The 25,652-nt window shown below is 46.5% G+C and carries 23 protein-coding genes and 1 pseudogene; 13 read left to right on the plus strand and 11 right to left on the minus strand.

What is annotated here, in order from left to right:
* Positions 1–36 precede the first annotated feature (36 nt).
* The gene (doeA, locus tag R7Z78_RS07820) at positions 37–1,224 is read right to left on the minus strand and encodes an ectoine hydrolase DoeA (protein WP_005373780.1); all 1,188 of its coding nucleotides are present in this window, start codon (positions 1,222–1,224) and stop codon (positions 37–39) included.
* Positions 1,225–1,495: 271 nt separating this feature from the next.
* Here doeA and R7Z78_RS07825 point away from each other — a divergent pair, with 271 nt between their 5' ends.
* Positions 1,496–2,929, plus strand: a complete 1,434-nt coding sequence (locus R7Z78_RS07825; RefSeq protein WP_169644391.1) for a PLP-dependent aminotransferase family protein — start codon at positions 1,496–1,498, stop codon at positions 2,927–2,929.
* A gap of 20 nt (positions 2,930–2,949) precedes the next feature.
* On the opposite strand, the gene R7Z78_RS07830 is transcribed toward R7Z78_RS07825, so the two are convergent.
* Positions 2,950–3,972, minus strand: coding sequence for a helix-turn-helix domain-containing protein (locus R7Z78_RS07830; RefSeq protein WP_169644393.1), 1,023 nt, complete (start codon positions 3,970–3,972; stop codon positions 2,950–2,952).
* Between the two features lie 131 nt (positions 3,973–4,103).
* On the opposite strand from R7Z78_RS07830, the gene R7Z78_RS07835 reads away from it, so the two are divergent.
* Genes R7Z78_RS07835 through R7Z78_RS07845 form a run of 3 tightly spaced genes read left to right on the plus strand, consistent with a single transcriptional unit; the run spans position 4,104 to position 6,481 of the window.
* The gene (locus R7Z78_RS07835) at positions 4,104–4,865 is read left to right on the plus strand and encodes an SDR family NAD(P)-dependent oxidoreductase (RefSeq protein ID WP_115386514.1); all 762 of its coding nucleotides are present in this window, start codon (positions 4,104–4,106) and stop codon (positions 4,863–4,865) included.
* A 40-nt stretch (positions 4,866–4,905) separates the two neighbouring features.
* A complete protein-coding gene (locus R7Z78_RS07840) occupies positions 4,906–5,418 on the plus strand; it encodes a 2,4'-dihydroxyacetophenone dioxygenase family protein (protein ID WP_104976255.1) in 513 nt (170 codons plus the stop codon).
* Between the two features lie 4 nt (positions 5,419–5,422).
* Positions 5,423–6,481 (plus strand): zinc-binding dehydrogenase, encoded by a 1,059-nt coding sequence (locus R7Z78_RS07845; protein WP_104976254.1) that lies wholly within the window; start codon positions 5,423–5,425, stop codon positions 6,479–6,481.
* 83 nt (positions 6,482–6,564) lie between these two features.
* Here R7Z78_RS07845 and R7Z78_RS07850 read toward each other — a convergent pair whose 3' ends face one another.
* A complete protein-coding gene (locus R7Z78_RS07850) occupies positions 6,565–7,689 on the minus strand; it encodes an alkene reductase (RefSeq protein ID WP_104976253.1) in 1,125 nt (374 codons plus the stop codon).
* A 10-nt stretch (positions 7,690–7,699) separates the two neighbouring features.
* The gene (gene grxB / locus R7Z78_RS07855) at positions 7,700–8,329 is read right to left on the minus strand and encodes a glutaredoxin 2 (protein WP_104976252.1); all 630 of its coding nucleotides are present in this window, start codon (positions 8,327–8,329) and stop codon (positions 7,700–7,702) included.
* Positions 8,330–8,545: 216 nt separating this feature from the next.
* Here grxB and R7Z78_RS07860 point away from each other — a divergent pair, with 216 nt between their 5' ends.
* Entirely contained in the window at positions 8,546–9,481 is a 936-nt protein-coding gene (locus R7Z78_RS07860; RefSeq protein ID WP_025767969.1) for a LysR family transcriptional regulator, read from the plus strand.
* Here the strand turns inward: R7Z78_RS07860 and R7Z78_RS07865 are convergent.
* Positions 9,434–10,345, minus strand: coding sequence for a LysR family transcriptional regulator (locus tag R7Z78_RS07865; RefSeq protein WP_020834969.1), 912 nt, complete (start codon positions 10,343–10,345; stop codon positions 9,434–9,436). The genes R7Z78_RS07860 and R7Z78_RS07865 overlap by 48 nt on opposite strands.
* 220 nt (positions 10,346–10,565) lie before the next feature.
* On the opposite strand from R7Z78_RS07865, the gene R7Z78_RS07870 reads away from it, so the two are divergent.
* Entirely contained in the window at positions 10,566–13,445 is a 2,880-nt protein-coding gene (locus tag R7Z78_RS07870; RefSeq protein ID WP_047102750.1) for an MGH1-like glycoside hydrolase domain-containing protein, read from the plus strand.
* Positions 13,446–13,551: 106 nt separating this feature from the next.
* On the opposite strand, the gene R7Z78_RS07875 is transcribed toward R7Z78_RS07870, so the two are convergent.
* Positions 13,552–15,120 carry a DEAD/DEAH box helicase gene (locus R7Z78_RS07875; protein ID WP_047102749.1) on the minus strand — a complete coding sequence of 523 codons (1,569 nt, stop codon included), beginning with the start codon at positions 15,118–15,120 and terminating at the stop codon, positions 13,552–13,554.
* A gap of 148 nt (positions 15,121–15,268) precedes the next feature.
* Between R7Z78_RS07875 and R7Z78_RS25010 the strand changes: the two are divergent.
* Positions 15,269–15,346 (plus strand): annotated as a pseudogene (locus tag R7Z78_RS25010) (VOC family protein); the annotation flags it as partial.
* A 59-nt stretch (positions 15,347–15,405) separates the two neighbouring features.
* Here the strand turns inward: R7Z78_RS25010 and R7Z78_RS07880 are convergent.
* On the minus strand, positions 15,406–16,116 hold the full coding sequence (locus R7Z78_RS07880) for a biotin/lipoate A/B protein ligase family protein (RefSeq protein ID WP_005373753.1): 711 nt from the start codon (positions 16,114–16,116) through the stop codon (positions 15,406–15,408).
* 224 nt (positions 16,117–16,340) lie between these two features.
* Between R7Z78_RS07880 and R7Z78_RS07885 the strand changes: the two genes are divergently transcribed.
* Positions 16,341–16,667 carry a DUF4156 domain-containing protein gene (locus tag R7Z78_RS07885; RefSeq protein WP_017633591.1) on the plus strand — a complete coding sequence of 109 codons (327 nt, stop codon included), beginning with the start codon at positions 16,341–16,343 and terminating at the stop codon, positions 16,665–16,667.
* Between the two features lie 79 nt (positions 16,668–16,746).
* Here the strand turns inward: R7Z78_RS07885 and R7Z78_RS07890 are convergent, their stop codons facing one another.
* Both R7Z78_RS07890 and R7Z78_RS07895 read right to left on the minus strand, forming a co-directional pair.
* On the minus strand, positions 16,747–17,775 hold the full coding sequence (locus tag R7Z78_RS07890) for a hypothetical protein (protein WP_047102748.1): 1,029 nt from the start codon (positions 17,773–17,775) through the stop codon (positions 16,747–16,749).
* Between the two features lie 411 nt (positions 17,776–18,186).
* Positions 18,187–19,335: a PLP-dependent aminotransferase family protein gene (locus R7Z78_RS07895; RefSeq protein ID WP_017819834.1), complete on the minus strand. Its 1,149-nt coding sequence runs from the start codon at positions 19,333–19,335 to the stop codon at positions 18,187–18,189.
* A gap of 103 nt (positions 19,336–19,438) precedes the next feature.
* Here R7Z78_RS07895 and R7Z78_RS07900 point away from each other — a divergent pair, with 103 nt between their 5' ends.
* Together R7Z78_RS07900 and R7Z78_RS07905 are read left to right on the plus strand one after the other, a co-directional pair.
* Positions 19,439–20,308, plus strand: coding sequence for an AraC family transcriptional regulator (locus R7Z78_RS07900; protein WP_005387011.1), 870 nt, complete (start codon positions 19,439–19,441; stop codon positions 20,306–20,308).
* Positions 20,309–20,388: 80 nt separating this feature from the next.
* A complete protein-coding gene (locus tag R7Z78_RS07905) occupies positions 20,389–21,291 on the plus strand; it encodes a LysR family transcriptional regulator (protein WP_005373741.1) in 903 nt (300 codons plus the stop codon).
* Between the two features lie 77 nt (positions 21,292–21,368).
* Here the strand turns inward: R7Z78_RS07905 and R7Z78_RS07910 are convergent, their stop codons facing one another.
* On the minus strand, positions 21,369–22,172 hold the full coding sequence (locus tag R7Z78_RS07910; protein ID WP_047102747.1) for an SDR family NAD(P)-dependent oxidoreductase: 804 nt from the start codon (positions 22,170–22,172) through the stop codon (positions 21,369–21,371).
* Positions 22,173–22,400: 228 nt separating this feature from the next.
* On the opposite strand from R7Z78_RS07910, the gene R7Z78_RS07915 reads away from it, so the two are divergent.
* Positions 22,401–22,640: a YdcH family protein gene (locus tag R7Z78_RS07915; protein ID WP_005373737.1), complete on the plus strand. Its 240-nt coding sequence runs from the start codon at positions 22,401–22,403 to the stop codon at positions 22,638–22,640.
* Positions 22,641–22,713: 73 nt separating this feature from the next.
* On the opposite strand, the gene R7Z78_RS07920 is transcribed toward R7Z78_RS07915, so the two are convergent.
* Positions 22,714–23,385 (minus strand): cupin domain-containing protein, encoded by a 672-nt coding sequence (locus tag R7Z78_RS07920; RefSeq protein WP_017819838.1) that lies wholly within the window; start codon positions 23,383–23,385, stop codon positions 22,714–22,716.
* A gap of 208 nt (positions 23,386–23,593) precedes the next feature.
* On the opposite strand from R7Z78_RS07920, the gene R7Z78_RS07925 reads away from it, so the two are divergent.
* A complete protein-coding gene (locus R7Z78_RS07925) occupies positions 23,594–24,736 on the plus strand; it encodes a hypothetical protein (RefSeq protein ID WP_104976251.1) in 1,143 nt (380 codons plus the stop codon).
* Positions 24,726–25,652: a metal ABC transporter solute-binding protein, Zn/Mn family gene (locus tag R7Z78_RS07930; protein WP_169644445.1), complete on the plus strand. Its 927-nt coding sequence runs from the start codon at positions 24,726–24,728 to the stop codon at positions 25,650–25,652. Before R7Z78_RS07925 ends, R7Z78_RS07930 begins: the two co-directional genes overlap by 11 nt.

Below are 25,652 nucleotides of genomic sequence, written 5' to 3' on the forward strand. Positions count from 1 at the left end.
TCAGACCTGGCTCAACAGAGCTTAAGGTTTGAAAAATTAGTGTTTAACAAATAAGTGGCGTGGAAAGTCACACAGCGTTTTTGCTCCATCATGGGTAATGACGATACTTTCCGTTGTTTCTAACCCCCAATCTTTGAACCACAGCCCCGGCATAAAATGGAATGTCATACCTTCTCTCAAGATGGTTTTATCGGTGTCTCGCAAACTCATGGTTCGTTCCCCCCAATCTGGCGGGTAGCTCAAACCTATTGGATAGCCACAACGGGCGCCTTCGCGTGAGAATCCCGCTTTATCGAGAACCTGGTTTAGTGCATTGGCGATGTCGGCGCAGGTATTTCCGGGCTTTGCCACTTTCAAGCCCGCTTCAAGTCCTAGAGTTAGGGCTTCGTCGGCTCGTTTAAACTTGTCGTCAGGCTCGCCAAGAAAAATAGTGCGTGAGAGTGGGCAATGGTAACGGCGGTGCGCCCCTGCGATTTCAAAAAACGTCCCTTCGCCTTTCTTGAAGGGTCTGTCATCCCAAGTCAGGTGAGGTGCGGAAGCATCAGAACCTGATGGCAAAAGCGGCACAATCGCGGTGTAATCGCCAAAGTGGTCTTCATGCCCGAGCACGGCTTGGCGGTTAATCTCGGCAACAAGGTGGTGTTTCGGTAATCCTGGTTCAATCATGTCGAACGCGACACGGTGCATATTTTCAACAATGCGAGCGGCACGGTACATGTACGCCAGTTCTTGATCGGATTTAACGGCGCGGCACCAGTTGACTAGTCCAGTTGCATCGAGAAGTTGAGCATTCGGTAGGTGCGTAGTGAGTGATTCGTAAGCGGTGGCGCTAAAGTAATAGTTATCTTTTTCTACGCCGATGCGACCACGATCCCAAAGGCGCGGAGCCAGTACGGCTTCGACCAGGAAATCCATCGGGTGTAACGGCGGATTCATTACATAATGGTCTGGATAGTAGGTGATGTTTTCTGCCGACATATACGCAGTCCTGTATGCTCCGTTGGCATCTTGGCAGCGTCCAAACCAAACGGGTTCATCAGATGGACCAACAACGACACATTGTGGCACGTAAAAAGACCACCCATCATAGCCTGTCAGCCACGCCATGTTAGAAGGGTCATGAATGATAAGGACATCCAATTCTCTTTCTTCCATCGATTGCCGAACTTTCGTTAACCGATCCTGGAACTCATCCAGTGTAAAATGCAAAGCAACGCCTCTCATATTTTCTCCTTGTTAGAAATCCGACGCCTTATGGGCCTTCGGAGACGCTGAGGTATTTCTACCTTCTACCAGCTAGCCAGATCTGCGTTAAAAATGATTGCAATTTACCTCTGGGGTTGTATTTGGATTAAACGATGCTGTTTAACATGTTTGTTTAACCCATACATTTCATGTCAATCATTACAATTGTGGTTTATTTTTGTGCATTTCACCTCGTTTTGTGAGTTAAAGTTCGCCATTTGTTAAATGGAAGTTACAATGAGCATTAAAAATGAATCAATTAAAATATTGTGTCATGACAATTTCTTTGAACCCGATCATTCGGCCAGGCACCGCTAAATACATCTCCATTGGTAACTATCTTGTCGAATGTGTCCGCAGTGGTTATCTAAAACCGGGGACTCGATTACCCACACATCGTGAGTTTGCAGAACAAGTTGGCGTCAGCGTACAAACGGTGAGCCATGCATATGGTTATGCAGAGAAAAAAGGGGCGATCGAGTCTTGGGTTGGGAATGGTACTTTTGTCAAATCAGGTTTTGTGGATGAAAGTACGGACACGGAGTTCATGCTGACACAAGAGATGAAAGAAACGCCGGATGAAATTGATATGTCGATTGCACATCCGGTGGTGACCGATCGCCACATTACGCTTTTTAATCAGGCGTTAATGGAGATTGCTGGGCAAACAAACAATCGTGGTTTGATCAGTAAAGCAAAGCCGGTAACAGGTCAGCCTCATCATATTGAGTCAGGAGCACGATTTCTAAGTAGCCAAGGGCTGGATGTGGGTGCCGATCAGATATTACTCACAAATGGTGCATGCCATGGTTTAACGTTGGCTTTAAGCACAGTTGTTGAACACGGTGATTTAGTTGCTTGTGGTCACTTGGTTGATCATGGCTTGATCTCTCGCTCGAGAATGCTTGGATTTAAGTTGCAACCACTTGAAATGGATGAGTTTGGTATAACGCCGGATGCATTTGAATGGGCATGTAAACACAAACCAATCAAGGTATTGTGTTGCACACCTAGCATGGCTAACCCGACTAGTGCGCATATGGATCTTGCACGCCGAGAGGCGATAGCGAATATTGCGCAGCAATACGACATCTATGTCATTGAAGATGACGTGTATGGAGCACTAGAACCTAACCGTGTCCCACCCCTTGCCACATTGTTACCCGAACAAGCTTTCTATGTAACCAGTTTAACCAAAGTTGTAGCGCCAGGCATGCGCACTGGCTATCTGACGGTCCCACGTCATTTTTTGCAGCACGCGATTGGTCGTTTAGCCGCAACGAGTTGGTCTGCGACTCCATTACCATTTGAAGTTGCTCATTTGTGGATCGAGAACGGTATGTTAAATCGACTTATTCGCTTTCAAGTCAATGAGTTTGCCAAGCGACAGCGAATAGCAAAAGCCGCTTTAGAAGGGCATGTTTATAGCTCGCACCCGAATGGACAGCACATTTGGTTGAGACTACCCGAGCAGTGGAATAGCGATGACCTGGTTGCTTCGGCAAAGCGTTCAGGGGTGCAGATCACGGGATATAAACCGTTTGTTCTCGATACTAATCAACCAATGCCTTACGTGCGAATCAGCTTGGGAGCAGAAACAAACCGAGGCTACATCAAACACGGGTTATCTGTGATTGCTGAAATTCTCGATACCAACCCTCCCACCTCACACTTTTTGGTTTGAACGATAGGTTATTTATGCTTTTAACTGATGGGCTTAAACGTTTGTAACTGAGTTTTTTCTTGTCGCCATTGTCTCGGCGATTTCCCCGTCCAACGGCGAAAGTGGCGGCTGAAGACCGCAGTTTCTGCATAGCCCAGTTGCAACGCGATATCGGTAATACTCTGAGTATTCTCATGCAATCGCTGTTCGGCGAAATCCTGACGCACTTGTTGTAAAAGCTGCCGATAATTTGTGCCCTGTTGTTTCAGCTTGTTTTGCAGCATTCTCGGATGCAGGTCCAATGCTCTTGCAACGCGCTCAACGCTGCATTCTCCGGTTGAGAGCAGACGGCCAATCATGTTTGCTGCTTGGTCACTGAGATTGTTGGGGTAACGGGTTTGCAGCTCTTTGAGGTGCTGTTGAAAATGGCGCTCTAGTGCGTCTTCATCTTGGTGGTTCCTAGCGTTAAGCAGAGTCGCTTTAAGTAGGATACCGTCAAACTTATCGCCGAAACGCAGTTTGCTCTGCTGGGCAAATTCGCTCTGCTCTGTCTCGAAGCTCGCGTGTTGGGTGAGGTGTAAAGAGAAGTGACTTGCTTCAATATCAAGCAGACTGGCAATAAACATCGCCAGATGCGACACACTGAGCTGCATCAGCTGTGCGATACCTCGTTCGCTGTGCACATCAATATTGAGCGACAACCGTACCCAATCATCTTGTGGCGTCATGTTGAGAGTGACCCCTGACGAATGCAGATAGAGAAAATCATTCACCCGCGCCAAGGCTTCACCGACCGTTTGCGCCCGGGAAACCAGCATTGGCAAGTCTCCCAAGCTCTGTAGGTTTTGACGCTCGGCGAGCAACACGCCAAACAGCGGTTGCTGACAACGAGCAGCCGCTTCCTCCAGCAATTCAGCCAGCCTAGGGTAGGCGAGATACGTATCGGGATTGCGAAACTGCGCCGCAGACAGCCCGACGGCAGCCATAATCTCAACCGGATTCTGCCCCAGTTCGGAAACCAAGCTATCAAATTTATCGGCAGCGCCACTGCGTACGATATGCATGTCTCGATTTTTAAATGTTAACAGGTTGTAAATCGAAATGTATCAAATTTACTTCGCAAAAGGTCAAGTGAGTGTCAGTGAGTTGATCTAGGTTACATTTTGATAACAACAACGCATGGATGAGAAGGTGTATGGAACTTATCAATAAAACGGCCATTGTGACTGGGGCAGCTGGTGGAATTGGCCAAGCCATCATTGCAAAGCTGAGAGAGCAAGGAGCCAAAGTGCTTGCTGTCGATATTTCAGAACAATCACTGCAAATGTACACAAGTTTTGACCCAAAGCAGTTGGGAACCTTTGTCGCGGACGTCACCGATTACCAACAAGTTGAAGCTATGGTGAAGTACGCGGTTGAACAGTTTGGCTCGCTTGACATCATGGTTAACAACGCGGGCATCGGTGCACCGAAACCTCTGCTTGACCACGACCCAATTGCCGATTTTGAGCCGATCTCTAAGGTCAACCAAAATGGCGTTTACTACGGCATTCTTGCCTCTGGAAGACAATTCCAAGCGCAAGGCACGCCGGGCGTGATCCTCAATACTTCTTCTGTTTACGCACGAATGGCGTCTGAGATGACCTTTACCTACAACGTCAGTAAAGCCGCAGTCGATATGATGACCAAATGCGCCGCATTAGAACTCGCACCATTGGGTATTCGTGTTTGCGCTGTCGCTCCGGGACGCGTTGATACTCCGATGTTAAGGCAATACGAAGAGATTGGCCTGTGGGACCACATCCGCAAAGAACAGATGCGTCAAAACTTCACACAACCAGAAGAGATTGCTGATGTGGTGGCGTTTCTGGTCAGCGAGAAAGCCAACTGTATCAACGGTTGTACCATCTGCGCATCTGACGGTTTCGAGAATTTTAAGTACCCACTTATGGGATAGGCGAGTACGCCACATTACAGCAATAGCGAGGATGTAAGTTATGTCATTACCAGAAGTTATTCAGCACCAAGATTTCTTATTAACTCTTAATACCAATGAGGAGTCGCTCATCAAAGACGCGTTACCGGGTGTGGATGTTTACCCATTGTTTCTTGACCCAGAAAATGGTACTTGGGTGATTCGTGCCAAATTCAAACCGGGTATCACTCTGCCTAAGCACTTCCACACTGGCGTGGTGCATTTCTATACGCTGAGTGGCGCTTGGCACTACATTGAGTACCCAGATCAAGTCCAAACTTCTGGTAGCTACTTATATGAGCCGGGCGGTTCGATTCATACCTTTCACTGTCCAGAAGAGTCGGGTGGTGCAGATGGCTTTATGGTGATCCAAGGTGCGAACATTAACTTTGACGACGAGGGTAACTTCATCAACATCATGGATGCAGGTTGGATTGAGCAAGTTGTTATTGCAACAGCGAAAGCACAAGGCTTCACCGCGCGCTACATCAAACCGGGTGCGATTGCTGGCCTAAGCGATGAGCTAGCGGAGTAACCCCATGCAACAGATGAACAGTATCATAATGCAGGATGGTAGTGTCCGCCTGCAGCAAGTCGAAATCCCCAAACCTGCAGCGGGACAAGTGTTGGTTCGCAGCCTTGCCTGTGGCATTTGTGGCTCCGACCTTCACATTACTCGACACGCGGATGAGGTATTTGATGTATTCCACCAGCTCGGGTTGATACCTGATGAATCCGGTGAGCACGCTCAAGTGATGTTAGGGCACGAGTTCTGTGCGGAAATTGTCGAATACGGTGCCGGTACGCAGCAAACGTTGTCCGTTGGTAGCCGAGTCACCTCTGTGCCGATGTTGCTCAGTCAAAATGGCGCAGGCGTTGGTGTTACTCCGGGTACTTATGGTGCTTACTCTGAGTACTTCCTGCTTGATGAAGCGTTATTGCTGCCTGTCCCAGACGAAATGCCGTCTGAGGCGGCGGCGTTAACCGAGCCGCTGGCGGTCGGTTTGCACGCGGTCAATCGCAGTGAAATCGAAACGGAAGAAACCGCGCTGGTTGTCGGTTGCGGCCCTATAGGGCTGGCGGTGATTGCTGCACTGAAACAACGTAGCGTGAGCAATATTCTTGCGGTCGATCTTCAGGAAGAGAAACTGCAACTTGCTAGTGAGTTTGGCGCAAATCGATTGATCAACCCGACCAAGGAAGACGAGATCGCCGTTGGTGAGCAGTACGCGATGAACTCACGTCTGGTCATTTATGAGTGTGTGGGCAAGCATACCTTGATTGACGATTTTCTGCGCCGTGCTCCTGCCCGAGCGCGAATCGTCATCTCGGGTATCCATACTACACCTGCAATCATCAACTACGCGTACGCGACGGTAAAAGAGCTCGATTTGAGATTCTCTTACTACTACCAACCGCACGAGTTTGAGCAATGCCTACAAGCGATTGCCGAACATAAGTTGCCTTGGCAGAAAATGCTCACCGCCAAAGTGGGAATCGATGGTGTCGAAGACGCATTTACAAAGTTAATGACGCCAAATGATCACATCAAAGTCGTTATCGAACCTTGGCGCAGCGGCGCGTTAGAAGTGATTTAACTCTTAGCCAGATTAAGCTAGCTAAAACCAATTTTAGTTTGGTGACAGCCCCAACCGTAGCAGCTAGGTTGGGGCTTTTTTTGTTAGGCCTGTTCTGCGCATTCCTGTTGCAGAGCAGGGTAATCGGTGTAGCCTCGTTCGTTTCCGCCAAACAACGTTGAGCCATCGAGTTCTGCCAACGGATGGTGATGTTGCAATCGAGAGACTAAGTCTGGGTTTGCTACGAATGGTCGTCCGAATGCGACAAGATCCGCGTAGCCTTTCTCTAACACTTTGTTTGCTCGTTGAGGATTGTAGCGACCTGCGACAATGATAGCGTTGCGAAAGCGCTTTCTAAGTTCGATTCGAAACGCCTCAGGAATCGTTGGTGCATCAGCCCAATCGGCCTCGGACAAGTGCAAGTAGGCAATGTCGCGCTCCTGTAGCTGTTTTGATGCTTCCAAGATCGTTGGCACGATATCTGGGCAGTCCATATCTTTAAACGTAATGAATGGTGCCAATCTCACTCCAACTCGATGCGCACCAACAGCGGCGATAACTGCATCCACTACTTCGATAAGAAAACGGATACGATTTTCTCGTGAACCTCCGTAGTTGTCTGTTCGATGATTTGAGTTGGTTCTTAAGAACTGATCGATCAGATACCCATTCCCGCCGTGGATTTCTACACCATCAAAACCCGATTCAATGGCGCGTTTGGCTGCGTTCGCGAAATCACCGACAACTCGGTTGATATCTGCTTGTGTCATGGCGCGAGGCTCAACACAATCGACCATATTGCCGTTACCTTGTTCATCCGCAATCCAAACTTGCGTCTCTACCGGAGCGAGCGCAGATGGCGCGATAGGCTGTTCACCATTTTGGAATGTTGGGTGAGACACTCTGCCCACATGCCATAGCTGACAAAACATCACTGCGCCTTGTGATTTGACCGCTTGGGTCACACCTTGCCAGCCCGCCACTTGCGCATCGGTGTAAACGCCTGGGGTGAACGAATAGCCTTGAGAATCGTCCGAAATTTGCGTGGCTTCGGAAATGATCAGTCCGGCAGAAGCGCGCTGTTGATAATACGTTGCCATCATCTCATTCGGGATGTTGCCCGGTTGAGTGGTGCGTGCGCGAGTCATTGGTGCCATGACAATACGGTTTTGTAGTGACAACGCTTTTAGTTGAGCTGGTTCAAACAGCTTATTTGGTCTTTGTTTCATGTTGCGCTCCTTAGATAAGTACTGGCACGTTGGTCGCTTTACGAGCAGTTGCCATCCAATGAAGTACGGTTGGATCCCATTGCACTTCGGGTGCACTGAAAAAACCGCGTAGAATGGAGAACATAATGGCCTGATCAACCAGTGACGTTTGCTTTTCTGAACTTAGGTTGAGCAAGGATTTGGTTTGTTCTATCAAAGCGGCGACTTCTTTCGCAATCGCAGGTGTATCGTTAATCAAGGCTTCAAAATTTAATGCTTCGGTTTCTTTTTTTGCACGCCATGCTTGTTTAGAGGTTTCTGTTGCAAATTCCGGTAACGTCATGTTTGACCAACGCGGATACCCGACTTTTTGTAGCGGTAAAAACGCCTGTTTTTGCCAGTCTAAAACCGGTGCTGAGGGTTGGCTGCTTTCATTGGAAGATGCCAATTCAAGGAAGTAGTTGATGATGTCTAAGCTTTCCGCCATCGCTTCGCCATCGTCTTTGATCAAAAGAGGAACTTGTTTTGCGCCGATGAGGTTTGTGGTAGTGCTCTCGTCGTCATAAGCAATGTTGATGACGTCGAGCTGAATATTCAGCATGCCTGCAACAAAACGGACGCGGGCGCTAAAGGGGCAATGTTCATAAATGTACAGTTTCATTTTTTGTTTCCTATCTCTTGGCTGGGCAGGGCGTGTTGTTGTGCGTTGAACACAGTGACGCCGAATACAGCGTGACGGCGTTTAACTTTGCCCTGTCACATAACGTTCTGGGTCTAAACAATGTCGATAGGGTCAGTATATGGATTCGACTTAATTTGATAATTGGGTAATATCTGAATTGATTATTCAGTTTTTCCAAATAATAAGGGCGCGAAGGTGGATAAGTTTTCGGATATGACGTTGTTTGTCAGCATCGTTAAACATCAAGGTCTGGCAGCGGCGGGAAGGGAGTTAGGTTTGTCTCCGGCGACGGTAACGGCAAGGCTGCAAGCGATAGAAGAACGCTATGGCGTAAAGCTGCTCAACCGAAGCACACGCCACGTATCACTCACGGACGCAGGGGCAATGTACCATCAGGCTTGTCTGAACATCATTGATAGCGTGAAAGAGACGGAAAACTTACTGCAAACGGGTATTTCGGAAGTGCGCGGAACGTTGAAAATTTCAGCTCCACGAGATATTGGCAAACAAATTATTTCGCCGATGGTGTCGGCTTTTTCTGAGCAATATCCGGATGTGACGCCTTATCTTTATCTTAATGACAATTTATCGAACTTGGCTGAATCGGGGCTCGATTTAGTGATTCGTTACGGTGAGTTAGCGGACAGCAATCTCATTTCGCGCAAGCTGGCGTCGAGTCAACGTGTGCTGTGCGCGTCACCTGATTATTTGTCGAAGCAAGGTGTCCCAAACTGTCCACAAGATCTCGCGGATCATCGCTGCTTAGCCATGGTGCGTAGCAATGAAGAATTAAAAACGTGGCACTTTAAAGATGAAGAGTCTCACCAAACGATCACGGTCACGCCAAAGCGCTTTTCTGATGATGGTGAAGTGATTCGACAATGGGCGTTGGAGGGGGCGGGGATTGCGTTGAAATCGATTTTAGATATTCAACAAGACCTCAAACAGCAACGTTTAGTAACGGTTTTGGATGGGTATATGAAAAACTTCAGCGCCTTCTCGCAAGGCGCTGAAGCGGATCTGCATGTCATTTATCAAAGCCGTCAATATCAACCGAAAAGAGTTCGCCTGTTTTTGGACTTTCTAGTTGAGCAATTTAGCGCGCTGAGTGATGCCAGCAATCAGCTCTAGATGCGATTCAGAGGTTTCTCGGCGGTGGCGATAAATCCCGACGGTGCCAGGGTTTGGTTCTTTTTCCATGGTTAAGCATCGTAAGCCAAAGGATTCCAAATACGGTTGCAGATGGCGAGTATAAGACATCACCGCGACGCTTTCTTTCAGTACATCAATGCTGGCGAGCAGAGAATCCACTTCGTAAGTCGGTCTGTCATCCAGTTGCTGCCTTTCGCGTTCATTTTGTTTCGGGATTGGGTTATCGATGACGTGAGCGAATTTCTTAGCGTCATAAGTGACCGAAAGAGCGGGGTATTCGTGCAGCATCTCTTCGGTGACGGTTTTCCCTAGAAGTGGGTGGCTTGGGGAAACAAAATAGGCATCAACCGTTTGAAATAACGGAATAAACGTAACATCGCATTTAGACGACAAGCCGACAATCTCGTGGCCGATGAAGAATTCAATCTGTTCGTTGATTAATGAATCCATCAAGCCTAAGTGGTTGCCAAATTCGACGTGTGTAGATGCCGATGGCTGCTTGGTCAGATGTTCATTGAGTGCTTGTTTGACGAACAGCGGCCACCACGCATCGCCAGTACCCATTTTAATTTTTCCGACTTGGTACTGTTTCCGTTCATCAATGCTTTGCATCATTTGGTTGTATTCATGCTGCATCGCGTTGCTATGGCGATAGAGGATGCGTCCGTATTCGGTCAACACCATGCCATTAGGATGGCGTTCAAACAGCGTTACGCCGAGATTCTCTTCCAGCTTCTTTAAATTGCTTGTTACCGTTGGCTGGCTTAACCCTGCCATTCTTGCCGCAGCGCTGATGCTTTGGCAGCGTGCAACCAGTAAAAATTGCTGCAGAGATTTGTCCATTTTCTTTCCCCTCTAAGAACGAGGGGTATTTTGCACAATTTCATTTATAAATCACAAATCTGTAATCTCATTTGATTGAAATTATGCGCATTTCATAGATCTACATCACTGTTGGGGTTTGACGTATAGATGTTATCTATAGCTCGCTCCTGACTTCCTATTTTCCCCTCAAAAAGGTGTTCTTTAGACTGTCGCCAAAACAACAATCTAAGGGATGAACATGAAACCGAGTTTTATTGCGCTTGCTGTCGCGTCTTGTATTGGTCTTGCTGGATGTGGGTCAGATTCCTCTGATGCGCCTGTGCCGGTCGACAAACCAATTATTTCAGCCGACTTATATTTACGTGGTTTAAATGGGGATTGGGGCACGGCAGAGCATGCCAAGCTAAACTATTTGGGTAATAACGAGTACGAAACCGTACTGCGCGTCGCTCGAGGTAGCAATCAGTTCAAGATTGCTGATCCGGGTTGGCAGATCCAATACACCTATTTTGAGGAGCCCGCGGCGTTCGATAAAGCTCAGGAGTACCTGCCAAAACCAGACACGAATGAAGCGTGTATGAACGGTGATTGCAACTCTGAGATCACGTTTGAAGACAAAGGGTATTACAAGTTTTCTGTGAGCTTTGCCGATGAAAGTCGCGCGACAATGACTGTGACGAAAGCAACGCAAGAAGAAGCGGAAAAATACTACTCTGATGCGATTCTCGACCCTGCAATGGTGCATGAAGGGCATCAGAATAAAGAAGTGAAACTGTTCGCCAATTACGATGACTCGAGTGATACCGTGATTTTTTCGGTGAAAGATCCTAAAGCTGAGCTGCGTGAATTTGGTATTTCAACGACGACAGAATTGCGTGATGCGCTCGACCAAGGCTTAGTGATCAATGAACAAACAGGGCCGCGAGTGGTGTCGGGCGATGTCGCGTTTGACGCGTTGTTTGCGTTGACGATGAAAGAGCTAGACCAGCTTGCCGTTTCTGAAATCAAAGACGGCAATTACAACTACAACAACCCAATCAAAGCGGAAGTTTTTGAGACGGGCGCGAAGTGGCATTACGTATGGACGCGTGATTTGGCGTACGCAGCAGACCTTTCGCTTGCATTGATGAATCCAACTCGCGTGCAAAATGGTTTGAATTTCAAATTGTCCGCCTTCCGCGATACGACCGATCAGCAATACGATGGCGAGCAGATTGTGCAAGACACGGGCACTGGCGGTAGCTGGCCAATCAGTACCGACCGCACGACTTGGGCGCTTGGTGCAGAACGCTTACTTTCGGCATTGGATGGGGAAGAGTACAACCAATTTGCCGAGCGCGCTTACAAAGCGATCAGTAATACACTTGAAGCCGATCGCCTGGCGGCTTTTGATGCGAAATCTGGTTTATACACTGGTGAGCAATCATTCCTTGATTGGCGTGAGCAAACTTACTCAACGTGGACGCCAAACGATGTCAACGCGATTGGTAACAGCAAAGCGTTATCGACAAACGTGGTTCACTACCGCGCGATTCAGCTCGCGGCTAAGTTGGCAGAGAAGTACGATTCAACCAACGCGGTCAAATACACCGAGTGGGCTGCACAGCTAAAAACCGCTATCAACGATCAGTTTTGGAATGCTGCACGCGGTATGTACGTGAGTTATTTGTTTGATAATGGCAAAGACATCGCGGTCGACAAATATGACATGTTGGGCGAAGCACTGGCGATCATCAGTGGTGTGGCAAGTGATGCGCAGGCGAAACAAATCATGGCCAATTACCCACACAGTGAGTTTGGCGTGCCGGTTTACTTCCCTCAACAACCGGACGTGCCTGTGTACCATAACCGCGCAATTTGGCCATTTGTTACCGCGTACAGCTTGCGCGCCGCGCATCAAACACAAAACGTGGCTGCGGCGAACAATGCGATTCAATCGTTGGTTCGTGGTACGGCAACCAACTTATCCAACATGGAAAACTTAGAGTGGCTTTCTGGTAAGTCATTCATCATCCATAGTGATCATGGTGAAGATCCAAGCATGGATGGCCCAGTGATTAACTCTCAGCGTCAGCTTTGGTCTGTGGGTGGCTACTTGAACATGGTGGTAGAGACCCTATTTGGCATCCATACCGAAACAGGTAAGTTGGAAGTGAAGCCATTTATCACAAGTTGGGTGCGCAATAAGTTGTTGGCTCAGTCTGAACAAATCACGTTGGAAAACTTTGCCTTTAAAGGAAAGAACTACTCGGTAACCATTGATTTGCCTGAAGTAAGCAAAGATGAAACAGGTTACTACCCAGTTGAAAATGTCACGATGGACGAAGAGGGGCATTTCCACGTGACACTGGGCGCGCTTGTGAATGTAGATAGCAGCATTACTTTAGTTTCTGGGGTGAAACCGTATGTGAGTGAAGACAGTCGCGTTTATTCTCCGCAAGAGCCAACATTGGTGGTAAAAAGCGTTGATAATTCGGTTTCGATTGACGTGACGAGCAAGTACAACGTGAACTTGTATCGCAATGGCGAGCTGATTCAAAAGAACGTGATTGCTCAATCTTATTCCGATACGCCAACAGGTTTTGCTTGTTATTTGGCTGAAAGCATTAACGATAAAGGCTTCCGTTCTAACCCAAGCCAACCGGTTTGTGTCGGTGAAGAGATCCGCATCAAACTTGATGGCGAATATCAGCCACTCAAAGACAATGTCTCAGTGGTTACGGTGAGCAAAGACAGTGGCATCGTAAAAGGTGCAGAGTCGTTTACAGCTCCTGTAACGGGCACTTACCAGTTCGATGCTTGGTACAACAATAACCTAGGACAACTTAATACTGGCATCACGAACACCGTGAAATTGTTAGAGGTATTGGATGATGAAGGTAAGGTGGTTGGCCAAGGTTACTTGCAGATGGGCCATATTGGTGAAAACCAAGGTATGCGTTACTCAACGCCAATTGAAGTAGCGTTGGAGCAGGGGAAAACCTATCAGATCGCGTTGAAGGACCACTTCAATATGAGTTACCTCACATCGAATGAAACCTACATCTACGCTGGTGGTATTGAGGGTGAAAAGAACGAAGCACAAATCGCAGATATTCGAATCACACCTTTAATGTAGGTTGTTTTAACAAAGCTGTGTTTTAGAAAACTGTGTTCTAAGAAAGACAAAGCCGCTGAGATTATCAGCGGCTTTGTTGTATTTGCTATCGGTGGCCGTTTACAGATTAGTTTGCAGCCTGCGGACGAGGTTTACGGCGCTGACCTGACGGTTTGTTTCCTGCAGGCTTAGCATTGTTTGGCTTGCGGTTACCAGACGGTTTACCAGCGTTGCCACTCTTATTACCGTTTGGTTTATTTCCACTCGGTTTATTGCCATTTGGCTTGTTGCCGTTAGGTTTACGGTCATCTGGTTTACTGTTTGCACGACCTTGGCCTTCACGGTTGCCTTTAGGCTTGCCCGCACCGCCTTGGTTGGTGCTGTTTTTGTTGCCGTTGTTACCACCGTTGAAGCGACGTTTAGGTTTGTTTGCACCATTGCCTGCTTTCTTTTCGGCTGCTGGGGCGTTTTCACTTGCAGCATTTGGCGCTTTTGGTTTTTTCGGCTTCTTAGGTTTTTTCGGTTTGATTGGGCGAGTATCCAGTTTAGATTCTGGCACCACATTGGTTGGCGCAAAACCTTCCAACTCTTTACGTGGTAGTACTTCTTGAATCAAACGTTCAATCGCAAACAACTCAGATGCTTCTAGCGCACACACCAGTGAAATCGCTTTACCTACTTCGCCCGCGCGGCCAGTACGACCAATACGGTGAACGTAGTCTTCTGCCACTTTCGGTAGCTCAAAGTTCACCACTTGCGGTAATTGCGGAATATCAATACCGCGCGCAGCAATGTCCGTCGCGACCAAAACACGAATTTCACCCGATTTGAAATCCGCCAGTGCTTTGGTACGTGCGCCTTGGCTCTTGTTGCCGTGGATGGCAGCAGCCGGTAGATTTTGTTCGATCAGGAACTTCGCTAGACGGTTTGCGCCGTGTTTCGTTTTCGTAAACACCAGCACTTGCTTCCAATCGCCGTCTTTGATCAATTTAACCAACATCGGTGCTTTTTTCTTCACGTCTGCTGGGTAGATGCTTTGCTCAACCGTTCTCGCCGTCGAGTTTGCCGGGTTCACTGAAATCTCAACCGGGTTGTTCACCAAGCCTTTCGCAAGATCGCGGATCTCATCCGAGAAAGTCGCCGAGAACAGTAGGTTCTGACGTTGTTTTGGTAGCAGAGCTAGGATCTTACGAATGTCACGGATAAAGCCCATATCCAACATGCGGTCAGCTTCATCCAGTACCAGAACTTCTAGTTGGTCGAACTTCACTGCATTTTGGTTGTACAAATCCATCAGGCGGCCTGGTGTTGCTACCAACACATCCGCACCTTTGCGAAGACGCAGCATTTGCGGGTTGATCTTCACACCACCAAAAACAACCGCACTGCTTAGTGGAAGATGACGGCCGTACATAAACACGTTTTCTTGCACCTGAGCCGCAAGTTCACGCGTTGGCGTCAGGATAAGTGCACGCACTTGGTTAGCACGAACGCGAGGGCCGTTCGATAAACGCTCAAGAATCGGTAGCGTAAAGCCTGCAGTTTTACCTGTACCAGTCTGCGCTGCTGCCATTACGTCTTTCCCTTCCAAAATAGCAGGAATTGCTTTTGCCTGAATTGGCGAAGGGGTGTCGTAGCCTTTCTCTTGAATAGCTTTAAGGATTGGAGCAGATAGACCTAACGAGGTAAAACCCATATGTATGATTCTCAATTGTAGAGTTAGATAACAACGCGCCGAAAACAAATCGGTGCGAAAAGTGCGACATTCTGAGGCTTTTACGCGCAGGCTTCAACTAATTCCGTCATGGATAAATATTTGAACTGGATCTCATTTCTTTTTGGCAGGCAAAACTGATAACTGGTTTGGTCGATCGATTGAATGGTTTTACGTTGGCGATGCCCATTCTTACATCGCTATCACGGTATGCAGTTTTAGTTTATCAAATGCTGTTCGGAGTGTGGGGGAGGCTTGCTCCTTTCATTACTCCGCTTTTGCATGCGTTAAAAACGCACTCGTCAATTGCTGAAAGAGCGAATCTACCGATGGGCGGTCGGATACATGATGGAAGAGCGGTGTGTGGACATCACCACGAATATCATCGCTGTGACCGCAAAGCTGATTACACATTCGTACTGGTTCGACAATCTTCTCGACGTCGGCATCAATCAGAATGCATGCTTGTGACAATACCACTTGTCCGCCGCCTTTTTTAAGTAAAACACGCTGCGCGGTTCCCACGACTTTTTGCCCGCCAATGTTGAGGTTGTACTCGCCATCGCAGTAGGAATAAGGCGTAGCATGAACATCCACTTTCACGCCGAGCTGTTTAAAGAAAACCGTTAATATTGCACATAAATCGAGATACGCTTTTTTGATGTTGTAAGGCTCGCCTTCTGGCCAGTGGTAAATGTGGGATAGATTGATAATACCTGGCACCTGAGGGACTGGGGCACCACCGGTTTTACGAGAAAAGAGCTTCCAGCCAGACGTATTTAACGCATGTTCTAACTCATTAGACACTGGCCATTTCTTACCCGCGGGAAGCACGAGCGTTGGACTTTTTACTTGCCAAAGCAATAGCACTTGCGAGAGTTGGTTGGACTGAACTTGTTTAATGAGCTCATCTTCTTTGTCAAATGCATCAGCGACTTCCGTAGCTGTGTAGCGAATTAGCTTATTTTTAGCAACCAAACTCTATCCCTCGCGGCTATTTAATCGTTACTGTTGTATCTCAGATACAGCTTTATTGCTAGGTCTGAGTGATTAGGTTTTTGCTCGCTAGCTGCATGATCACCTTTTGGATCTTTTCCGTTGTCCATTAATTCTACTTGAACACGCGATAAAAAGTTTTTGCTAGTCATCACATCAGCCATTCATAAAATCTGCCATCTATGAAAAATTTTGGCGATATAAGTATGAAAAAGCGAGTGATGACTCTCGCGTTAGCGGCATCATTAACGGGATGTGTGACGTTCCCAACTCAAGAATCTGAGCAAGTACAGGTGCTTTGGGACAATGTGAATGCGATTGAAAACTGTGAACTAATGGGTACCGTGATCGGCTCAGAAGGACACTTTTACGATTACTGGTTTCACGCAGATAAAGACATGGTTTGGGGGACGCTAAACCAAATGCGCATCAAGGCGGTGGATTTAGGCGCAGATACCTTGTACTTGTATCAACCGTTGAGCTTTTCTACGTCAGTGACGATGTTTGCAAATGCTTACAAGTGCAAACAGTAGCGATTTTCTTGCTCATAATTGAAAGACAGGCGCTGCTCGCCTGTCTTTGATGCGTTCTACAAATACTGGAGACTTTGCGTTAATTAACGTTTGCTGTCGCCACCGCTGATGTATCAGAAAACGACAATGTAAAGTCTCGCTCGGTATTAAGCACTTTGGCTGGAAACTCTAAGCTCAACTGCGTATGTGGCGCGACTTCTGAAGCAATGCTAGTAACGAATTTTCGGGTTTCTCCAGGAGAGATCGATATGTCACTTCCACCTTGTGATGAGAGCTCAGCGATACCCATTGTTTCAAGTGTGTTACCTGCAGTATCCGCCAGGTGTAATAAAGACTCTGACTTGTAGATTAATTCTCCACTTTCTGTGCGATATGCATTAAACGAGTTGAAATTTGGTTGCAATGATCCTTGTGAACCAATGTTAGTAACGGAAAATGTCACATTAGCGCCATCAAAGTTCTCGACTCTTACAAGTACGTTACTGTCTTGGTAACGAGCGGCTGCCGCCGCAGTTGCTTGCTGTTTCTGCCTCTGTTTCTCTTTTTCAATGTCGCTTAACTGTTTCTGCTCATTAGCGATTCGATTCTTTGCCATGGAGTACGACTGATCGACCATTGCTATTAAAGCGGGGATTGAATACAAAGTGAGGCCTTCCAAATGGTCAAAGTCGATTTTGGCATGTTGAGTACGTTTATGATTAGAAAATTGGCAGTAACCATCAATCAAACTGATTAAAGCCACTTCAAAAGTGCCCTGTAATCGGCTTACTTCCTGTGCTGCTTTCTCTAGATTTGAGCGGACTTTCCGAATCTCTTCCAAACTCTTTTGTGAAAGACGACCGTTTGGCGATACGTCGTTAGAAACCGAAACCAGTTCTTCGGTCACAAATGGATTGTTTTCGGCAGGAATCACCGTAGTGATACGGTTAGATTTGGTGATGTCTTCGCCTAATAAAACTATCATTTTTTGCGATGCGGCGGTTGTGTTGCCCACTAATACGTCACTACAGTTTGGCGACGTATTGGCATACCCGGCGAATGCGGTAAAAAGTGAAAGTGTAACGGACCAGCCGATGGTGACGAGTCCTGTCGTGGTTCGAGTATTCATCCTGATAACCCCTCTGTCATTTGGTGCGATTCACTGACGTAATTGCCAATCAAAAGATTGGCTCGCGACATTCAGAATGGTTCTGGTCAACCCTTCGTAGTGGGTATGCCCACAGATGCTTTTTTAGTCGTTTATCAACCACTAAGCCACGATTGATAAAGTGTCTGAAATTGAGAGCATTAACGCTGCGAAGTTGATGTCTTTGACTGAAAGATAGACGTAACTTTTCTAACCATCAAATACGTGATTGAGTTCTCATTTTTATATGAGTGAGAGGTTCAAGAGAAAACAGGCACTTACTGTAGAGAGTTGATTTGAAGGAAAAATATAAATTTTTTTGGGGAACTTTTTTGATGCTGCCTTTGAGATTTTTTTTGAATCTCAAAGGCAGGTTCTTACACTCGTGTTCAATTACAACGTGTTGAGGACATCCGCGAGTCGAGAGACAGCTGTCGTCAGTTCTTCTGGTGTAGCATTGGTAAAGTTAAGACGCAGAGCGGCTTTTACCTTTGAACCTTCTGGATAAAAGACCGGGCTCGGCACTACAGCAACCCAGTTTGCGAGAAGGTTTTTCGCCAGTTCGAAGGTGTCGCATTCTGGAATCTCGACCCAAACGAACATACCACCATCGACGGGTTTGAGTACGCAACTTTCTGGCAGCTGTTTTTGCAGTTCAGCAAACATGACATCGTAACGTGATTTGTAAAGCGCACAGATGGTTGAAATGTGCGTTTCGAAGTTGTCATGTTGCAGTAGACCATGCAGCAAAGCTTGCATAGGAATACTAGAGTGCAGATCGGCACCTTGTTTAATTTTGATGAGTGGCTCAAGGTAGCTACTCTTGCCCGTAACTACACCAATACGCAAGCCTGGTGAAGCTATTTTGGAGAAAGAGCGCAATACGATGGAGTGCTGTGGGCAGAAGTCCGAAACCAGTGGAAGCGCTTCACCAGAAAAACGCAGCTCGCGGTATGGTGCGTCTTCAATGAATGCCACGTCGTATTGTATACAAAGCTCGGCAACTTTTTGGCGAGTCTCTAGCGCCCAGCACACGCCCGTTGGGTTGTGAAAATCGGGCACGGCATAGAACATTTTCGGTTGCTGTGTAGCAAAGCATTGTTCAAGTTCTTCAAGGTTTGGACCACACTCGGTTTGTGAAACAGTCACGATGTTGGCTTGCACTAGACCGAATACTTGCATAGCACCAAGGTAGCTCGGTGCTTCCATTACCACTTTATCGCCCGGATTCACGTACGCACGCGCAATCAAATCTAGCCCTTGCTGAGAGCCCGTTGTGATCATCGCCAAATGAGATTCTGGCAGCTGGTAATAATCGGTCAAAAAATTAAGTAGCGGTGCGTAGCCTGCTGTTGCGCCATATTGAAACACCTCTGGCATATTCGCGAGGTTTTCTAGCGTCGGTTTCATTAAGTCGATCGGGAAGGTTTTTTCGTCCGGTAAGCCACCTGCAAGAGAAATGACGTTCTTATCGCTTGCTGCTGCGAGGATCTCTCGGATGTAGGATGACTTAGTTTGTTGTAATGACTGTGCGATTTCCATGTGCTGTGCTTCTCGTAATTGTCTTTTTTTATGTCAGAAATAGTATAGGTAAATTGCCAAGCTTGGTGTGTCCATTTATGCTATTTAAGCGAAAGTTTACTCCGTGAGCCATCAACAAGTTTCCAGAATCAATGACGTGCTGTTTTACATTCACCAGGACATTAGCAGAGATTTATCGGCTAAAGAGCTAGCAGATGTAGCAGCCTATTCTGAACAGCACTTCCATCGTATTTTTAAAGATGTGGTAGGGGAGTCTGTCCATCAATATATCCGTCGCACAAGAATGGAATACGCCGCCAATCAACTGATGTTTGATACCAGCTCATCGGTGTTAGACATTGCTAACAAGTGCGGCTTTAGCTCGGTATCTTCTTTTAGCCGAGCGTTTAAAGCAACGTTCGCTATGTCTCCTGGTGCGTGGCGAAAGCATGATTTACAAGTCGCAGAAAAGCCGTATCTAAAAGATCCGGAAGTGGCTGCGGGTTATCATCGGGTTGCGAAACGCGAGTTGCCAGAACCTAAAATTATGGAGGTTCCACAACGCTTTGCGGCTTATGTGCGGCATGAGGGTTATAGCCGTTCCATTCGCAATGCGTGGCTGATTTTGAAGGCGTGGGCAAGCTCTGAGAATCGGGACTTTTCGGTTCAATACGGTTTGCATCACTCCAACCCCGCTTGGGTCGAGCTCGATAAGTGTCGCTATGTGGCTTGTATGGCGATTGATAAGCCGCTTAAAGTACGCGGTGTCGTGAATCAAATGACGATTCCGGGTGGTTTGCATGCTGTTTTTCGCTTAACAGGGGTATATGGAGAGCTTCTTCCTCAATTGAGTATGGTGTTAGAGAAGTGGTTGCCGAATTCAGGCTTTAAGCAGCGTTCTACTCCCGCTTATGTTCACTATCATAAAAACCATTTCCTCAGCCATGATGAGGCGTTTGAGCTGGACTTCTATCTGCCCATCAGCTTTTTCTAACTGGAGTATTTATTTACTATCCGTAAGGAAGAAAATGCTAAGCTCTATATGGTGATTTTTTACAAATAATTGAAAATTAAATGAACATCGATCATGTAAAGCTATTTGTCCGTTTGGCTTCGACACACAACATCAGCATGGCTGGTCAGGAGCTTGGACTTTCTCCTGCTGTCGCTAGCGCACACATCAATAAACTTGAGGACAGCTTAGGAGTTCGTTTAGTTCATCGCACCACACGCAAAGTTTCCTTAACTGAAGAGGGGCAGGCATTTTTACCTCACGCGGAGGAGGTCCTTGCAACAGTGGAGGCAGCAAGGGGAGCTGTTGGCTCAGGGCAGAGCGCGCCAACGGGAGTATTACGTATAACCGCCTCTGCAACTTTTGGTCGCTTGCATATTGTGCCCGCATTAAAAGGTTTTATGGCGCGTTACCCAGGGTTAACCGTGGACTGCCGATTTTCTGATTCCATTATGGATCTGGTTGAGGGAGGTTTTGATGTCGCCATTCGTGTCGCTGAGTTGAAAGATTCTTCATTGGTCGCAAGAAAGCTTGCGCCAGATCGTCGTATTATCGTTGCATCACCAGATTATATTGAACAATTTGGGAGACCCAACAAGCCCCAAGACTTGACGAATCATGAGTGTATTAACTTAGTTGGAATGAATAATTGGTCATTCAATACAAAAGATGGAATGTTCAATGTAAGAACTTCTGGTCGTTTTAAAACCGATAATGGTGATGCGATGAGAGACGCGACGGTAAACGGGTTAGGTATTTCTATCAACTCGGTTTGGAGTGTTTATCAAGAATTACAAAGTGGTCAGCTAGTGGAAGTACTCGAAGATCACCCTTTAGCGATGGATGCTGGGATTTGGGCTGTGTACCCAAGCTCTCGTTTAATTGCGCCTAAGGTGCGTGCCTTTATTGATTACTTTGCTGAATACTATGGCACGCCACCTTATTGGGAGTTTGCGGAAAAGTGATAACAAGCTTCACTTATCGAATACATTGTTTTTAAGGTCCGAATAAAAACGAACCTCAAGATAATTCTTAATTGTTATTAATAGAGTTTGCTTAGGATTAATTCAATACTATCAATTATCTGCTGTGTTTTGCTTTGATCTAATGCATCAGGGTGTGGGGGCGCGAATGCTTCAATGTCATTATCGAAGTACATACCATGCGCTTGAGCAAACTCTTCTGATAGCGCAGCGCGAGTTAGAATATCTGCTCCTAAGCGGATATCACCACCAGCAACCCCATAAGCATCTTTAACCATCTTACTACCTAGGAATGATTTTGGGTTTACTGATACCAACATAGGGCCAGTGTTCTTAAGCTTTAGTCCGATTGCTCGTGACCACATCGTTAATGCCAATTTGCTTTGGGCATATGCTTCGCCATCTGACAATGGTTTATTACCGACTAAAGCGCTAGTGTTTACTGTTGTTTGTGCAGCTGAAGACAAATTAACCACACGACCCGTATCACCGAGCAACGGCAATAGCTCTCTAGTGAGTAAGTAGGGAGCAATGGTGTTGACTGCGAAGCGTACATCAAGACCCTCTTTAGTTCTTGGATTTGGTGTTGCGTACACACCAGCATTGTTAATGATGACGTCTAAACGATTGAACCGTTCTGTTATCTCCATCACTATCTGTTTTACCGCATTGGGAGAGGATAAATCAGCAACAAGGCTTTCAACTTTACCACTTTTCATCTCCCTCAAACTTTGCTCAACTTGTTGAATTTTCTCTATATTCCGGCCATGGATTATTACGTGTTGTTCACGCTTAATTAACATTTTCGCGGTTTCTAAACCAATACCGTCAGTAGATCCAGTAACTAGAATTGTCTTTCGCATGATCGCTCTCATTGTTGAGGGTTATTATAGAACGATCATAGTGGCATCTTTTGCATTCGACTATTGAGACTAAAAAGAAAACACTTTCTAGGAAAAATTGAAAATAACTTTGTTGTTCTTTTTGTGGACGGTGCGACGAATTAACGTCTCATTAGATGCTACGGTTATACATGTGGTGCTCAAAAATTAGGCACTGTTTTGTACTCAAATAATAGCCAAGAGGTCTCTATGTTAGGTGAAAATCACTCATTAACTCATGAATTCCCAGAACATTTGGATACCATTACTCAGCTTACCGAAAACGATGCATCATTTGCTGAAACCGTTAAAAACTACAATGCTTTAGATAAGGAAATCCGCGTACTAGAACTTCAAGGAAGCCCGATTGATGATCACGAAATGAACGTGTTAAAACATAACCGGGCTGAGCTCAAAGACTGGCTCCACTCGCGAATAATGGGTTCTTAGTGACGAAATGATCATCGGCTCGTAAATTGCGGGCCGATTTTAGTTCCAATGGACGATGCCAAGTGTGCAAACATTAGGAGTGCTGAGCAGGAGCTTGGAGCGGCAGGTGACCAGTTTTTACCCAAATGATCGTTTCTTGCTCTACAAAAGGAAAATGCTCGCTCATATGTGGGCTTCGGATCCAAGAGAGAGCGGGATAGGTACCTAGCTCGTCTCTAAACTCTCCTGACAATACGAAAATTTCTTCACCACCAAAGTGACGGGGTGGTTGAAACTTCTCACCTTTTGGCCATTTAACCAACGCGACATGTTCGTGCTCAAAATGATGCAGAGGCATGACTTGCAACCCACCGACACCACTCTGCCAGCTCGCTTGGTTTGTATTAATGCGAACTGTTTCAAGATCCTCAGATTCGAACTGATTTAGTTTAACTAAAATCACACAGCCTTCTTTGCTAAATGGTGCGTGTTGACTTCCTGGAGGGTTACGAAGGTAAGTGCCAGCAGGGTAGTCACCGTATTCGTCAGAGAATACTCCCTCGAGCACCAATATTTCTTCTCCTCGAGGGTGAGGATGAGTCGAAAACTGCGAATTTGGCTTGTACTTAACGACGCTGGTGGTATGCCCTGATTCTTTGGCTTCTCGTTCCAAAGGTTTGCGCCACACACCTTTGGAAGGGCTGGCGATCCACTCCTGTTGAGCAGTATCTATCACGATTCTTTTTGAAAAATCCATATTCAACATATTGAAATTCCGTTACTTATTTAATTACTAATTCTCATTAGTATACGTATAAAAAACATCAATTGATTCATTTGTTGATAGCCCAATTCATGGATTGAGTACGAACATGAAATCGGAGCCTAATTTAAATTTCTGCTTGTGTAATGAGAATTGTTATATTATAACATCGCAAAATTAAATGTTATAACATAACAAAAAGGAAATAGTAGTGAATAAGAAATTGGTGTCTCTCGTGATCGGTAGCATTTTTGCATCCCCTGTTTTTGCCGACACACTATCGAACCCACAGATTGGTGTTGTTGTTGATGGCTACTACCAAGATGGCCAACGTCATAATTCTGAGCGCGAAGAAGGCTTTGGTCTAGGCCATACGGAATTAAACTTCTCATCACATATCGACGACAAGTTTTACGGCGCATTGACCGCGGTTCTTGAAAGTCATGGTGATGAGACAGAATTAGAGCTTGAAGAGGCATTCATCGAAACTTTGGCATTGCCATATGGTGTAAACGTGCGCGCTGGCCGATTCCTATCTGACTTTGGTTACCTGAACAACCAACACATGCACACCGATAGCTTTGTTGAGCGTCCAATTGCTTATCGTACTTTCCTTGGCTCGCACTACTACGATGATGGTGTACGTGCAAACATCGTGTTGCCAACCGACCTTTATGTAAAACTTGGTGTAGAAGCGCTCAGTGGTAGCAAAATGTCTTCTGTCGAAGATGGTTCTGAAGTTGGCGTGTACACCACGACGCTGAAGCTTGGTAGTGACTTCTCCGAATCTTCAAGTTGGCAGTTTGGTTTAAGTTACCTGCGTAACGAAAACGGCAAGGTTAAAGAATTCGAAGATCACGACCACGGTCATGAAGAAGAGCAGGAGCACGATCACCATCATGGCGCAGCAGTGACAGGTGCGAACCTTTACGGTGCTGATTTTGTTTGGAAATGGGCACCAGACGGTAATTACAAATACAGCAACTTCACGCTATCGGCTGAATACATGCTGTTAGACGGTGTGGTAGATAGCAAATATAAAAACGATGCAGAGTCACCAGACAACTTAAGCGCTTACTATGTTTCGGGTGTTTATCGCTTCAACCCAAGCTGGTCAGCAGGTCTACGTTACGGCGAAGCAGAAAGCTACGATGGTCATGCACATGGCGACCACATGCATTTTACTGAGCTGAATGATAAAGAAATGGATGCGATGATCGCATGGGATTCTTCTCACTTCGGTACTATCCGTGCGCAATACACTCGCATTGATAACCAAGACAGTGAGACAGACAACGTGTTCACTCTGCAATACGTGATGACATTTGGAGCGCACGGTGCTCATGCGTTCTAAGCTGACATTAAATAAATGCAGTTTGGTGATGATGGCGGCAGGAGCTGCCATCATTGCTTCGCCTGCTTCGGCTCTAAACATTTTCGTTTGTGAGCCAGAATGGAAAGCCTTTCTTGAAAGCCACGCGCCAGATGCCAGTATTTATTCAGCGACAACGGCTAAGCAAGACCCACATTACGTACAAGCTCGTCCTTCTTTGATTGCGAAGATGCGCCAAGCGGACATGGCAATGTGTTCGGGCGCAGAACTAGAGGTTGGGTGGTTACCTATGCTGCAAGTTCGTAGCAGCAATGCGGCGGTGCAAAATGGTGCGCCGAGCATGATCTACGCGACGGACTTCGTGCGCATGTTAGATACTCATGCTCACGTTGACCGTAGCATGGGAGATATACACGCTCACGGTAACCCACATGTTCAATTTGCGGCAAATGACATGATTCCATTATCTCGTAAAGTCACGGATCGCCTAAAAGCGATTGATCCCGACAACGCACAAAGTTACCAAGTGAATGGTATGAAGTTTCGTGCTCATTGGCGTAAAAAGCTTAAAGAATGGAATGAGAAAGGTGCGGCTTTAAAGGGTAAGCAAGTTGTCGGTTATCACGCGACGTATCGTTATTTGTACGATTGGCTCGGAATGAAGCAGATTGCCGATCTCGAACCTAAACCGGGCATTTCACCGACCACATCTCACCTGCAATCACTTACCAAGTTAGATGCTGACAGTTTTGATGCGATTGTTTACTCCTCTCATCAGGATCAGCGTCCAGCGAACTGGTTGCAAGATCATACTGACAAACCTGTGATTCAACTGCCATTGACCGTTTCTGAGGGTGAAAGCTTGGATGAGATGTACGATCAGGTCATTGATGATTTACTGGATGTGTTAGTGCCGCCCGTTCCTGTGAAGATCTAA

This window comes from Vibrio sp. 1167, from assembly GCF_033340375.1.
Classification (GTDB): domain Bacteria; phylum Pseudomonadota; class Gammaproteobacteria; order Enterobacterales; family Vibrionaceae; genus Vibrio; species Vibrio alginolyticus.

Coding starts and splice junctions, on each gene's coding strand:
- doeA (WP_005373780.1), bottom strand. CDS start 1,224: ATGAGAGGCGTTGCTTTGCATTTTACACTGGATGAGTTCCAGGATCGG.
- R7Z78_RS07825 (WP_169644391.1), top strand. CDS start 1,496: ATGAATCAATTAAAATATTGTGTCATGACAATTTCTTTGAACCCGATC.
- R7Z78_RS07830 (WP_169644393.1), bottom strand. CDS start 3,972: ATGCATATCGTACGCAGTGGCGCTGCCGATAAATTTGATAGCTTGGTT.
- R7Z78_RS07835 (WP_115386514.1), top strand. CDS start 4,104: ATGGAACTTATCAATAAAACGGCCATTGTGACTGGGGCAGCTGGTGGA.
- R7Z78_RS07840 (WP_104976255.1), top strand. CDS start 4,906: ATGTCATTACCAGAAGTTATTCAGCACCAAGATTTCTTATTAACTCTT.
- R7Z78_RS07845 (WP_104976254.1), top strand. CDS start 5,423: ATGCAACAGATGAACAGTATCATAATGCAGGATGGTAGTGTCCGCCTG.
- R7Z78_RS07850 (WP_104976253.1), bottom strand. CDS start 7,689: ATGAAACAAAGACCAAATAAGCTGTTTGAACCAGCTCAACTAAAAGCG.
- grxB (WP_104976252.1), bottom strand. CDS start 8,329: ATGAAACTGTACATTTATGAACATTGCCCCTTTAGCGCCCGCGTCCGT.
- R7Z78_RS07865 (WP_020834969.1), bottom strand. CDS start 10,345: ATGGACAAATCTCTGCAGCAATTTTTACTGGTTGCACGCTGCCAAAGC.
- R7Z78_RS07870 (WP_047102750.1), top strand. CDS start 10,566: ATGAAACCGAGTTTTATTGCGCTTGCTGTCGCGTCTTGTATTGGTCTT.
- R7Z78_RS07875 (WP_047102749.1), bottom strand. CDS start 15,120: ATGGGTTTTACCTCGTTAGGTCTATCTGCTCCAATCCTTAAAGCTATT.
- R7Z78_RS07885 (WP_017633591.1), top strand. CDS start 16,341: ATGAAAAAGCGAGTGATGACTCTCGCGTTAGCGGCATCATTAACGGGA.
- R7Z78_RS07890 (WP_047102748.1), bottom strand. CDS start 17,775: ATGAATACTCGAACCACGACAGGACTCGTCACCATCGGCTGGTCCGTT.
- R7Z78_RS07895 (WP_017819834.1), bottom strand. CDS start 19,335: ATGGAAATCGCACAGTCATTACAACAAACTAAGTCATCCTACATCCGA.
- R7Z78_RS07905 (WP_005373741.1), top strand. CDS start 20,389: ATGAACATCGATCATGTAAAGCTATTTGTCCGTTTGGCTTCGACACAC.
- R7Z78_RS07910 (WP_047102747.1), bottom strand. CDS start 22,172: ATGCGAAAGACAATTCTAGTTACTGGATCTACTGACGGTATTGGTTTA.
- R7Z78_RS07915 (WP_005373737.1), top strand. CDS start 22,401: ATGTTAGGTGAAAATCACTCATTAACTCATGAATTCCCAGAACATTTG.
- R7Z78_RS07920 (WP_017819838.1), bottom strand. CDS start 23,385: ATGTTGAATATGGATTTTTCAAAAAGAATCGTGATAGATACTGCTCAA.
- R7Z78_RS07930 (WP_169644445.1), top strand. CDS start 24,726: ATGCGTTCTAAGCTGACATTAAATAAATGCAGTTTGGTGATGATGGCG.